Origin of the sequence: Bradyrhizobium sp. U87765 SZCCT0048 (assembly GCF_018131225.1) — a bacterium.
In the GTDB taxonomy this organism is placed as follows: Bacteria; Pseudomonadota; Alphaproteobacteria; order Rhizobiales; family Xanthobacteraceae; genus Bradyrhizobium_A.
The window spans coordinates 1,075,368-1,087,871 of sequence record NZ_JAFCMM010000001.1 but is presented as its reverse complement, the minus strand read 5'-3'; the positions used below and the strand labels follow the sequence as shown (position 1 = coordinate 1,087,871).

Annotated in this window: 10 protein-coding genes; 8 read left to right on the top strand and 2 right to left on the bottom strand. The window is 64.6% G+C overall.

All coding sequences use genetic code 11. From position 1 onward, the window contains the following. Positions 1-19 precede the first annotated feature (19 nt). A complete protein-coding gene (locus JQ639_RS04790) occupies positions 20-1,180 on the bottom strand; it encodes a DUF7256 domain-containing protein (protein ID WP_249123504.1) in 1,161 nt (386 codons plus the stop codon). Positions 1,181-1,355: 175 nt separating this feature from the next. After that, a complete protein-coding gene (locus tag JQ639_RS04785) occupies positions 1,356-2,282 on the bottom strand; it encodes a LysR family transcriptional regulator (RefSeq protein WP_211969161.1) in 927 nt (308 codons plus the stop codon). Positions 2,283-2,606: 324 nt separating this feature from the next. Between JQ639_RS04785 and JQ639_RS04780 the strand changes: the two genes are divergently transcribed. From JQ639_RS04780 to JQ639_RS04745, 8 genes are all read left to right on the top strand, one after another. Continuing rightward, positions 2,607-3,956 (top strand): solute carrier family 23 protein, encoded by a 1,350-nt coding sequence (locus tag JQ639_RS04780; protein WP_211969162.1) that lies wholly within the window; start codon positions 2,607-2,609, stop codon positions 3,954-3,956. Positions 3,957-3,968: 12 nt separating this feature from the next. Next, positions 3,969-5,237, top strand: coding sequence for an amidohydrolase family protein (locus JQ639_RS04775; protein WP_349644731.1), 1,269 nt, complete (start codon positions 3,969-3,971; stop codon positions 5,235-5,237). A 104-nt stretch (positions 5,238-5,341) separates the two neighbouring features. Then, the gene (gene atzD / locus JQ639_RS04770) at positions 5,342-6,433 is read left to right on the top strand and encodes a cyanuric acid amidohydrolase (RefSeq protein ID WP_211969163.1); all 1,092 of its coding nucleotides are present in this window, start codon (positions 5,342-5,344) and stop codon (positions 6,431-6,433) included. Between the two features lie 4 nt (positions 6,434-6,437). Further along, positions 6,438-7,871, top strand: a complete 1,434-nt coding sequence (locus tag JQ639_RS04765; RefSeq protein ID WP_211969164.1) for an amidase — start codon at positions 6,438-6,440, stop codon at positions 7,869-7,871. A 25-nt stretch (positions 7,872-7,896) separates the two neighbouring features. Further along, complete coding sequence (locus JQ639_RS04760; RefSeq protein ID WP_211969165.1) at positions 7,897-9,288, top strand: malonyl-CoA decarboxylase; 1,392 nt, start codon at positions 7,897-7,899, stop codon at positions 9,286-9,288. Continuing rightward, the gene (locus JQ639_RS04755) at positions 9,285-10,811 is read left to right on the top strand and encodes a malonate--CoA ligase (RefSeq protein WP_349644732.1); all 1,527 of its coding nucleotides are present in this window, start codon (positions 9,285-9,287) and stop codon (positions 10,809-10,811) included. The genes JQ639_RS04760 and JQ639_RS04755 overlap by 4 nt, the downstream gene beginning before the upstream one ends. A 42-nt stretch (positions 10,812-10,853) precedes the next feature. Then, on the top strand, positions 10,854-11,105 hold the full coding sequence (locus JQ639_RS04750) for a helix-turn-helix domain-containing protein (protein WP_211969166.1): 252 nt from the start codon (positions 10,854-10,856) through the stop codon (positions 11,103-11,105). 253 nt (positions 11,106-11,358) lie between these two features. After that, positions 11,359-12,426 (top strand): hypothetical protein, encoded by a 1,068-nt coding sequence (locus JQ639_RS04745; protein ID WP_211969167.1) that lies wholly within the window; start codon positions 11,359-11,361, stop codon positions 12,424-12,426. The last annotated feature ends 78 nt before the right edge of the window (positions 12,427-12,504 follow it).

Sequence of the window (12,504 nt, the reverse complement as noted above, 5' to 3'; positions counted from 1 at the left end):
GCTGCCGGAAAACGGTCGATCATTCGAACGGAGGAGGATGGCCCGGACCTGTGTGGCTGACCCAGTGCACCCAGACGCGCACGCCCCGCGACTTCAGCGTGTCGAACACCCGTCGCGTGGAGTGTCCGGCGGCGCTGACTTCCGCGTAGAGGCTGTTGCTCATCATCCTGATCTCCTTCAGGGACGGGAGATCCAGCAACGCCTCGAGGTGGGTCACGCCGGTGTCGCAGCTCAACCGCGCGAGCCTGCGCAGCGGGACTAGCTGGCGAGCGTCGATGCCGTCGATCATCGAAATGATCCGCAACTCCGTCAGGTTCGGGCATTTCTCAATGCCCGCGATATCGCCAATGGTGAAGGTATCGTCCTCGCCGTCCCAGAAATACTGGACGTAGGGATAGATCGTTGCGCCGCCGTCGAACTCCAGGCGCTCGACGGCCGCGAGGAGATCTTCGGTCAGGGGATAGCGCGCCAGATAGTCCCGTGCTTGCGGGATGAGGGCATAGCCCTCGTCATCGAGGTCGACCGGACGGCCGAGCGCATGGGCGGCAAGTTGTTGAGGCGTGCCGAGGTCGATGGCCTTGGCGTCGAGAAGAGACGACAGCACGGCCAGCTTGAAGTTGACGTCGATGAACGGGGCCGCGGCTGCACCGCTCGCCGCCGGATAGGGCGGTGCGGTCGGCGCGGGATAGGCCGCGCCGGGGATCGCAAGGCTCATGCGGTTGATGGTTTCGAGGGTGAACGTGACCTGCAGTTGCGATCCGTCGGGAAAGGATCTGTTGCCGATGCGCACGCCGGGCATCGATGCGAGATCGGCGCCGACCTTGAGGTCGGGCATGGCGGCTTGCGCGCTCTTCAGTGACATCCCCATCCATAGGCCGTCGATCGTCCCGGAAAAGCGGTGATCGTAGCTGATGGCGCCGACTCGGCCTTCGCGATCGATCCGGACGATGATGCCATGGCTGTTTTCCAGCACATCGACCGTGCCGCCCTTGTGCGGCGCCAGTTCGCGCCACGCGGCTCCGACTGCGTCTGCGACGCGCGAGACCGGCATGCCCGGGCGAAGGGCGTCGAGCGCTTGCGGATCCGGTGGCCGGTTCGATTGAGCCATCGCTGTCGTTACTCCCGATCTCAGCCCCGCGAGCGCGAGGAGACCGCTCGCCACAAACTGTCGCCTCAACATGCAACGGCTCCATCATGGCAAGCGAATGACCGCACGGATTTCGAGGCGGTATTTGCCGCCGGCATCGTCGATCACATCGTCCTGTTTGTCGGGGCCGCACTGGAACCAGCGAGCAAGGGCGAATCGGCCGAACGGCTTGGCATTCCGTTTCAGTCGCACGTTTTGCGCAGCTGGTTCAACGCGCTGCCGTCGCGTCGGTCGTCTGCAGGCCGGAACGCCGGAGGTGAGCGACAATGTCGTGCAGCACGGCTTCCTTGCGCCGTGACATGGCCTTCTTGCTCTTGTAGGAGCTGATGGTGAGGCTTCTCGCCGGCACCAGAGGTGTCGCTACCAGCTCGCCGAGCTTGACCTCGTTGTCGGCGCTGCCGGCAGGAACCAGCGCGACGCCGGCGCCGGTCATGACGGCGACCTTCATCGTCTCGATATTGTCGACCACCGCGCGGATCCGCGGGCGAAGTCCGAGATCGTCGAACATCTCGCTGACGATCTGGCCGTAGCCGAGCGCCAGCTCGCTCATGACAAAAGGCTCGTCGGCCAGCAGCCGCAGGTCGATCACCGGCTTGTTGTCCGCAAGACGATGCCCCGAGTGAAGGATGGCGATCATCTCGATCTCGGCGAGACGCTCTGGCGTGAGGCCGGCCGGGATGCGATCCGGCGCGACTTCCACCGCGACACCGAGATCCAGTCGGTCATGGTAGAGTTCCTCGAACAGCAGGCGCGGCGGCGCCGTGCGGATCTCGAGCTGAAAGCTCTCGGGAATGACATCCGCACTGAGGAAGCGCGGCAGCAGGCTGGCGGCCAGACCCGAAGCGATGCCGATGCTGATGGTCTCGCCGCCGACGCCGCTAAGGCGGCGCGCGACGTCGTCGAGGCTCATGACATCGTTGGCGACACGCTCCGCCTCGTGAAGGAACATTCGGCCACGCTCGGTCAGTTCGACGCCGCGGCCGACACGCTTGAACAAGGGAAAGCCGATGCGCTCCTCGAGCTGCTTGACCTGTTCGGAGACGGCGGACTGGGACACGTTGAGACGGCTGGCCGCCTTCGTGAAGCTGCGTTCGCGAGCGACTGACAGCGAGTACCGGATCTGGCGGAATTCCATGCAGGCGGTCCTTGCGGTGTTGAAGCGGTGGCCCCCCGGCGGCGATGGGGGCTTGCTCCTATTTGAAATAGCGATAGCAGCGCTTTCTCACCTTACCATGCCACCAAAAGAAGCATGATATGAGCGATTTTTGAGCGGGGTAGACACTCGTTTGGCAAAGCTATCGGTTTGGCCGATGAATCCTTCAGGAAGAGCTATTGGACCTCGCGGCCGCGGCCGTCCATGGTTGTCCCACGACAGCAAGAGCCGGCTGCAGACCGGCCATCCAGAGGCCGTCCCGGCCGGGGGCATCGCCACCCGGACCGACGACACAAGGAGGAAACGATGGACACCAATCGAAGGGGGACGTGGCTGCCAACCTGGTCGCTCAAGGAGGATGGCGTGATCGCGCCGGACGAGCGGCTGCCGTGGGGCCAGACGATCGTGGTCGGGGTGCAGCATGTCGGGGCGATGTTCGGCGCCACGGCGCTGGCGCCGATCATCATGGGATTCGATCCCAACGTGGCGATCTTCTTCTCCGGCATTGGCACGCTGATCTTCTTCCTGATGGTCGGCGGGCGCGTGCCCAGCTACCTCGGGTCGAGCTTTTCCTTCATCGCGGTGGTCATCGCCGCGACGGCCTACACGGGCTCAGGTCCCAATCCCAACATTGCCGACGCGCTCGGCGGCATCATCGCCGCGGGACTGCTCTACGCCGTGATCGGTGTCGTCGTGATCCTGGCGGGGACCCGCTGGATCGGATTGCTGATGCCGCCTGTCATCACTGGCGCGGTTGTCGCGGTGATCGGCCTCAACCTGGCTGGCCTTGCGGTGAAGAGCATCAGCGCGACCGGCTTTGATACGGTGGTGGGTCTGGTCACGATCGTGACGGTGGGCCTGATTGCGGTTTATGCCGAGGGGCTGGTGCGCCGTCTGCCCATTCTGCTCGGGGGTGTCGCGGGCTATGTCGCCTATTTCGTCGGAGCCAACATGTTCGGTCTCGCCAAGCCGATTTCGTTCGCGGCGATCGAGAGCGCTGCATGGTTCGGTCTGCCGAACTTCGTCAGCCCGACATTCACCACCCACGCCATCGGTCTCATTGCGCCTGTCGCGCTGATCCTGGCGGCCGAAAATCTTGGCCACATCAAGGCGATCGGGATCATGACGGGTCGCAATCTCGATGCCGACATCGGGCGTGCGTTTCTCGGCGATGCCATTGCAACGGTGGTGTCGGCGAGCGGTGGCGGCACGGGTGTCACGACCTACGCCGAGAACATGGGGGTGATGGCGGTCAACCGTATCTACTCGACCCTGGTGTTTGTCGTTGCCGGTGTGTTTGCCATCCTGCTCGGCATGTCGCCGAAGTTCGGAGCCGTGATCCTCACCATCCCGGGGCCGGTGATCGGTGGTCTTTCGGTGGTGGTCTACGGCATGATCGCGGCGACGGCCGGACGAATCTGGGTCGAGAATAATGTCGATTTCTCGGATGCCCGCAACCTGATCACGGTCGCGGTGGTGCTCACGGCCGGCGCGGGCGACCTGACGCTGCACCTTGCCGGCTTCACGCTGGGCGGCATCGGCAGTGCGACATTCGGAGCGATCATTCTCTACTATCTGCTGGGACGCAAGGAGCGATCGGGCGATCTCGGCGGCATGAAGGCGAAGGCGCAATCCATCGGCGTCGGCGATTTTTGAGGAAGGAACAAGGTGGTGGTGCTTGATATGGTCGATCTCTGCATTCGCAATGCCCGGCTGCGGCACAAGGGTGATGAACTCTTCGACATCGCGATCACGGACGGTCGGATCTCCGCGATCGGTGGCGGGCTGAGCGTTCTGGCGCAGGACGAGATCGATGCCGAAGGCAGTCTGGTGACGGTTTCGTTCGCCAACCCGCATCTGCATCTGTGCAAGGTCTGGACGTTGCCGATGATGAACGAGGCGGCGCTCTCGGCCTATCACGGCGCCGATATGGGCAAGGCGCTGGCGGCGATCGATCTCGCCCGCGTGGTCAAGGACAACTACGATGCGTCCTGGATCACGCGGAACGCCCGCCGCGCAGTGGCGCTCGCGGCGCTGCACGGCAACCTGCATATCCGTGCGTTTGCCGATGTCGACAGCAAGGCGCGTCTCGAAGGGGTCAAGGCCCTGATCGCGGTGCGTGACGAATTCCGCGGCATCGTCGACGTGCAGGTCGTCGCATTCGCCCAGGACGGCATCATCAAGGATCCCGGCACGGATCGGTTGATGCACGAAGCCATGGCGCTGGGCGCGGATGTGGTCGGCGGCATTCCCTGGATCGAATTCAGCGATCAGGAGGCGCAGCAGCATATCGACTTCTGCTTCGACCTGGCGCGAACCCATGATGCCGATATCTCGATGCTGCTCGACGATGCCGGAGACGCCAGCCTCCGGACCCTCGAAATGATGGCGACCGAGACCATCAGGCGGGGCTGGCAGGGACGGGCGCTTGCCCACCACTGCCGTGCCATGGCGCTGTATGGCGAGCCCTACCTGCAGCGGCTTTCTGGTACCTTGCGCAAGGCCGCGGTCTCGGTGGTCAGCGATCCGCATACCGGTCCGCTGCATGCCCGCGTCAGGGATCTGCTCGGCGAAGGCATCAATGTCTGCCTCGGTCAGGACGACATCTCCGACGCCTACTATCCGTTCGGCCGCAACAACATGCTGGAAGTGGCCTTTCTCGCCTCGCACATGCTGTGGATGACCGGGCGCGAGGAGATCGAGAAGCTGTACGACATGGTCACGGTCGCACCGGCGAAGGCGATGAATGTATCGGGGCACGACATCGCCGTCGGCGCGAACGCCAATCTCGTCGTGCTTGGCCAGCCCGATGTCATCGAGGCGCTGAGATATCACGCCCCGCCGCGCCATGTCGTGAGCCATGGCCGCCGTGTCGATCTCGATCGCATGCAACATCTTGCGCGCGGAGGCGCACCGGCGAGCGCGACCGGCGGCTAGCTTCGCCGGCCCGAACGTCCAAACGATCAACCCGCCGATTGCGCGCTTGACGCGCCACGGCATCGCACACCCTCAACCGATCCAGTCAAAAAGGAGCTCAGCACATGGCCATCGACGTTGTGAAAGTGGAAATCAAGAGCGTATCGGATGCGTCCGGTCTCGCTGAATACATCGCGAGCGGCCGTTTCAAGGCCGACGAGGTCGTCGCCGTGATCGGCAAGACCGAAGGCAATGGCGGCGTCAACGACTTCACCCGCATTCTGTCGGACCAGGCGTTTCGTGGCGTGCTGATGAAGCACGGCACGCGTTCTGAGGCGGAAGTCCGGGAAATTCCCATGGTCTGGTCCGGGGGCTGCGACGGCGTCATCACCCCGCACGCCACGGTGTTCGTGCGCACGGGCGAGACCGGCAAGGCCGGCGAGATGCGCCTGACCCTTGGCACCGCGCTCAGCCCGCAGATCCTGCCCGAGGACATCGGCCGGCAGGCGATGGTCGAGAAGGTCGCGGAAGGGGTGCGCGCGGCGATGCGCAATGCCGGCATCACCGATCCGAAGGACGTCCACTATGTGCAGACCAAGACGCCGCTGCTGACCATCGAGAGCATCCGCGATGCGCGCTCCCGCGGCCACGATGTCGCTTGCGAGCTCCACGAGTCGATGGGGGTCTCGAACGGAACAACGGGGCTTGGCATCGCTGTCGCGCTCGGCGAGATCGATATGCCAAAGGCCAGCGCGATCTGCCATGACCTCGATCTGTACTCCTCGGTCGCATCGTGCTCTTCGGGCGTGGAACTCGATCGCGCCCAGATCGTCCTGCTCGGCAACCGCGCCGGCGCCGGCGGGCATTTCCGTATCGGCCACAGCGTCATGAAGGATGCGCTCGACATCGACGGCATCTACCAGGCCATCCGCAATGCCGGGCTCGATCTGCCGGAGCGGGCACGTGCGAGCGATCTCAAGGGGAAGGTGGTCAACTGCTTCATGAAGTGCGAGGCCGACCACTCGGGCACGCTGCGCGGCCGCCGGCAGATTATGCTCGATGATTCCGACGTGCATCATCATCGCCATGCCAAGGCCGCGGTCGGCGGCGTTGCGGCGGCGGCGATCGGTGATCCAGCGGTGTTCGTCTCTGTCGATGCGATGCACCAGGGGCCGCATGGTGGCGGCCCGGTCATCGCCATCGTGGATGTGGGGTGACGCCATGGCCGCGGACGATCTGACCCGGTTGTCGGCCTGCGAACTCGCCGCGAACATCCGTTCGCGGCGGGTGAGCCCCGTCGAGGTTCTGGATGCCCACCTTGCGGTGATCGATCGCCTCAATCCCGGTCTCAACGCGATCGTGACCCTTGCCGCCGACGAGGCGCGTGCCGCGGCACGGCGCGCGGAGGCCGCGGCCATGGCGGGCGAGGAGGTCGGCGTGCTGCATGGCCTGCCGGTGGTGATCAAGGACGTGACGCCGACCAAGGGCCTTCGCACCACGTTCGGCTCGCCGCTGTACCGGGATCATGTCCCGGCGGAGGATGCCACGGTGGTGGCGCGGCTGCGCCAGGCCGGTGCAATCATCCTCGGCAAGACCAACACGCCGGAATTCGCGGCGGGCGCCAACACCGTCAACGCGGTGTTCGGCGCCACGCGCAATCCCTGGAATCCGGCACTGAGCCCGGCCGGCTCGTCCGGTGGCTCGGCCGTTGCCGTGGCGACCGGCATGTCGGCGCTGGCGCAGGGCACGGACTTCGGCTGCTCGATCCGGATTCCGGCATCATTTTGCGGGATCGCCGGCATCCGGACCACACCGGGCCTGGTCCCCAATCAGCCGATGCATCTGCCGGGCGATGCCGGACAGGTGCACGGGCCGCTGGCGCGCAGCGCCGACGATGCCGCGCTGATGCTCGACGCCATGGTCGGCCTCGATCCCTGCTGGCCGATGTCGGCAGCGCCGCCCTGGTCGAGTGTGCGGGCGGCGATGTCCGAGCGCAAGGATCCACGCGGCTTGCGGGTTGCCTACGTCTCCGACATCGCGGGCATTGGCGTCGATGCCGAGGTCGAGGCGATCTGCCGCAAGGCTGCCTTTGGCCTCGTGGATGCCGGTGTGCGGGTCGAGGAGATCGCCTTCGACGTGTCCGAGGGGATCGACGCCTACAAGTCGCTGCGCGGCGCCTGGATGGTGGGACAGCAGCTTGAGCGGATCGACCGGCTGGATGAGCTCGGCGCCAATCTCGCCGGCAACGTGCGCGACGGGCTGAAACTCAGCGTGCTCGATATCGCCAGGGCCGAGCACGTTCGCGAGCGCATCCTCGCGCGTTTCACCGAGCAGTTCGGCCGTTTCGATTTTCTGATCACACCGGCGGCTCCGGTCTCGCCATTTCCGGTCGAGCAGAATTTCCCCGACACGATCGGTGGCCGGCGGCTCTCGAATTACATCGACTGGATCGCGCCTGCGTTCCTGGTCACCCTTGTCGGATTTCCGGCGGGCTCGATACCGGCCGGAAAGACCGCGGCTGGTCTGCCGGTAGGGCTGCAGATCGTCGGCCGGCGGTTCGCCGAACCGGCGATCCTCGCCCTGATGAAAATCGTGGAGCAGGCCCATCCGATCGGTCGGCCGCCTGTGGTGGGTCGTGCGCCGACGGGGACCTGAGCGGTCATTCTCCTGGGAGTGGATTATGTCTCTGAAGCAGGTCCAGTCGCTGCTGCCGCCGTTGCCGGCCGTCTTTCGCGGCAGACCGGCAGGGCGCGGGCCAAGGCCCGCGCCGGGCGGCGGGGCGACGACGGCGATCGAACATCTCATCGGCCTCGCCGAGCGTCTGGTCGGCGAGCGCAGCGAGGCCACGAGCGTCGCGCTGTCGGGGGAGATCCTGCGGAGCTATCGCACGTTCGATCCGGCCGAACGCGCGGTCTTTCTGGCAGGTATCGCCGCCCGGTTCGGCTCCGATCTCGTCGCCCTGCAGGAGGCGGCGCGCGCTTTCCTGGCCAATCCCGACCAGAAAGGCACGGCCCGTCTGCTGACAGCTGCCGAGCCGCGGCGTCAGGAACTGCTCCGCGCCCTGAATCACGCTCCGGGGGGGACCCATGCGCTCGTCCGCATGCGGGAAGATCTCATGCAGGCTGCGGCGGGCGCTCCAGCGCTCGCAGCGTTCGACGACGATTTCGTCCATCTGTTCGCGTCCTGGTTCAACCGTGGTTTTCTCACGCTGCGCCGCATCGACTGGCGGACTCCGGCGACCATCCTTGAACGCATCATTCGCTACGAGGCCGTCCATGCCATCGGCGACTGGGCCGAGCTGCGGCGCCGTCTCGATCCGCCGGACCGTCGTCTCTATGCGTTCTTTCATCCGGCATTGGACGATGAGCCGCTGATCTTCGTCGAGGTGGCGCTGACGACGACGGTGCCGTCCGCGATCGGTCCGTTGCTCGCGAAGGATCGCCCGGTTCTGCCGGCCAACGAGGCGACGACCGCGGTGTTCTATTCGATCTCGAATGCCCAGCGCGGCCTGCGTGGCGTGCCGTTCGGCAATTTTCTGATCAAGCAGGTCGTCGAGGACCTGCGGCGCGAGCTGCCGCGGCTCGGGACCTTTGTGACGCTATCGCCTGTCCCGGGCCTCGCGGCTTGGCTGCAACGGCTTCGCGATGATCTGGACGCGGCCGTTGTGTCGCCGCGGACGAGGCGGCATCTGCGCCTGCTCGATCGGCCGGGCTGGACGCAGAAAACGGCGGCCCGCGACCTGATCGCGCGAGCGTTGCGGCCGCTCGTCGCACACTATGTCCTGAACGCGCGGACGGCGGACGGGCAGGTCATCGATCCCGTCGCCCGCTTTCATCTCGGGAACGGGGCACATCTCGAACGCATCAATATGCTGGGCGACCAGTCCGTCCGAGGCCTGCGGCAGTCGCACGGCGTCATGGTCAACTATGTCTACGATCTCGCCGGGATCGCCCGCAACCAGGCGGCGTTCGCGCGCCGTGGTGAAGTGGCGGCATCGTCCGACATCCGCAAAGCCGCGCGCAGCCTTGCGCCGAGCCGCACCCCATCCATCCTCAGGAGTATTCGACCGTGACGTCAGCCAATCTCTTCGCGCGCATGTCCAGCGGCATTGCCGATCCTGCCCGGCTGGCGATCGAAACGCCGGACGGATTGTCTTTGAGCTATGGCGATTTGTTCGACCGGGCCGCACAGGCCGCGAATGCGTTGACGGCGCTCGGGGTCATGCCCGGAGATCGTGTCGCGGTGCAGGTCGACAAGTCGCCGGACATGGTCGTCGTGTATCTCGCCTGCCTGCGAGCCGGTGCCGTCCTGCTGCCGCTGAACACGGCCTATACGCTCGCCGAGCTCGGCTATTTCCTGTCCGACGCGGCGCCGCGCCTCATGATCTGCCGGCCGTCGTCGCTGGAGGTCGTCCGAAACCTGGCGCGCACGGTCGGGGTTGCGCATGTCGAAAGCCTGGGCATTCGCCGCGACGGCAGCTTTGCCGCGAAAATAGCCGGAGCTTCCGACACGTTTGCGACCGTGCCGCGCGAGGGCGACGATCTGGCGGCCATTCTCTACACGTCGGGCACGACCGGACGCTCCAAGGGCGCGATGCTAACCCACGGCAACCTCCAGTCGAACGCGGCCGCGCTCGCCGATCTCTGGCGCTTCGATGCCAATGATGTCCTGATTCATGCGCTGCCGGTGTTTCACACCCACGGGCTGTTTGTCGCGATCAACGTCACGCTGCTGGCTGGCGCGCGGCTGATCTTCTTTCCGGCCTTCGATGCCGATGCCATCGTCGCGGCGCTGCCGCGCGCCACCGTGCTGATGGGCGTGCCGACCTTCTATGTCCGCTTGCTCGGCCATGCGGGTCTCACGCGCGAGACGACGGCGGGCATCCGCCTGTTTGTGTCCGGGTCGGCGCCGCTGCTGCAGGAGACCCATCTGGCGTGGCGGGACAGGACCGGACACGCGATTCTCGAACGCTACGGCATGACCGAGACCAATATGATCACCTCGAACCCGTACGCGGGCGAACGGCGGGCAGGGACGGTCGGCTTTCCGCTGCCGGGAGTCGATCTGCGGATCGCCGATCCCGAGACAGGTGTCGAACTGGCGCGGGGCAGCACCGGGATGATCGAGGTGCGGGGGCCGGGCGTGTTCAGAGGGTACTGGAACATGCCGGAGAAGACGCAGCAGGAATTTCGCCCGAACGGCTTTTTCATCACCGGCGATCTCGGGAAGATCGACGACGACGGCTACGTCCAGATCGTCGGCCGTGCCAAGGATCTCATTATCTCCGGAGGATTCAATGTCTATCCGGTCGAGGTCGAGGCGGAGGTCGATGCGCTCGATGACGTGCTGGAAAGCGCGGTGATCGGTCTGCCGCATCCCGATTTCGGCGAGGGCGTTGCGGCCATTGTCGTCGCCGCGCCCGGTGCCGACCTGTCGGAGCATACCATCCTCGACGCCCTGAAGGACAGGCTCGCGCGCTACAAGCAGCCCAAACGGGTGATCGTTGTCGAAGCCTTGCCGCGCAACGCCATGGGCAAGGTGCAGAAGGCGGCGCTGCGCGAGGCGTACAGCGATCTGTTCTCGGCGCAGGCTTGAGCACGGTGTCACGCGGCGGGAGATCGACGAAGGGGTAACGCCATGCTGGTCATGACGCGTCAGATCAAGGCGGCGCGCTCGCTGCTCGGTTGGGCTCAGCCCCAACTTGCGCGTCAGTCCGGTGTGGCGATCTCGACAATCCGGCGCCTCGAGGGATCGAAGGAGCAGTCGATTCCGGCGCATGTCGCAACAGTCGACCGGCTGCGCCATGCGTTCGAGCAGGCGGGCATCGAGTTCATCGGATTCCCCTGTCCGGGCGTTCGACTGAAATTCAACGACGATATGTCGGCATAGTTCTGGGAATCCCGTCTGCAATTGTGCAGGGGGATCTTCCTGCCGCGCAAAATCATCATGCTGTCTTCAAATGATATCTTTTGCAGTATTACTTGTATCCATGTCATTCATTGGCAACGCTTAAAGTAATTCATTATTCTCATTATGTATTCGCGTTGTCTTTTACTCGCGAAGACGTCGTAATCCTCTCGCTGCGACGACATGGCGCAGCGATGATCGGGCGCAGCCCGACATCCATTCAATGGAGGGGGAAATGCATTTGCGAAACGGCAAGCCGGCCTGGCTGACGAAACTGATCGGAGCCGCGCTGACCATCACAGGGCTATCGGTCGGGATGGCGTTTGCCGCCGACATCGACGCGCCGACAAAGGCGCCGAAGTCGGTGCTCGACGTGCCGTGGTTCATCGTCAACGACAACCGCTTGACTTACGCATACGCGTTTACGGCGACCGAACCTGGAGCTGCTTCTCGGACGGCCAAGCAGGTTTTCGCTTTCACCCATTTCGACGTCTGGGCCTACGGCACCAATTTCGTCGAGCTGGAGATGCTGAAATCAGACAGCCGTGATCCGGCGTCGCCCTGCCTGGGCACCGTGGGCGTGCCGAATGCCTGCGCCGGGACCGCGGAGTTCTATGGCCTGTTTCGGAGCACGTTCGGCTGGAATCAGATCTTCGACACCAAGGCCTTCACGATCGGTCCGCTCAGCAACATTTCGTTCGTAATTGGAGCGGATACGGAGGTCGAGAACCAGTTTCTGGCGCCGAACAAGAAGGACATTGTTGCGGGTCTGCAGTTCGCGTTCGACCTGCCGTACAAAGGCTACTTCAACGTCTCGCCGGTGTACTATCAGGAATGGAATCACAATGCATTCCTGATGCCGGGCTTCATGCCAGCCGGCTTTACCGGTCTTCCTGACGGCAATACGCGCTTTCATCCGACCTGGTCGGTCGAGCTCAATTACTACATGGATCTCGGCTTCCTGCCGGAGAGCATGCAGTATTTCGCAGTGAGCGGCCGCGCCAGTTTCCGCGGATCGAAAGGCGACGGTTCGTACGGCGGGCTGACCGTTCCCAGCTCCAACAACACCAGGATGGAAATCAACAGCGAGCCAGTTCGTCTGACCTTCGACGCCAGCAAGCTGCTGTGGGGGAAGAAGTACAGCCACTTCGTGGACGTCTGGGTGGCCTACCTCTACTGGCACAACAAGTTCGGCCTCGATGACAGCAATCCTGCGGTTGGAGCGTGCTTCTTCGCGAATGGTGTCAACAACAAGAGCTGCACCGAGAAGTCCCTGTACTCCGGGATCTCGGTGAAGTTCTGAGCCGATCCGGGCGTGCGCCGGCACCCCGACCTGTCCCGATGGGCGTCAATCTCGCCGGTAACGGGCTCTCGGGCGCCG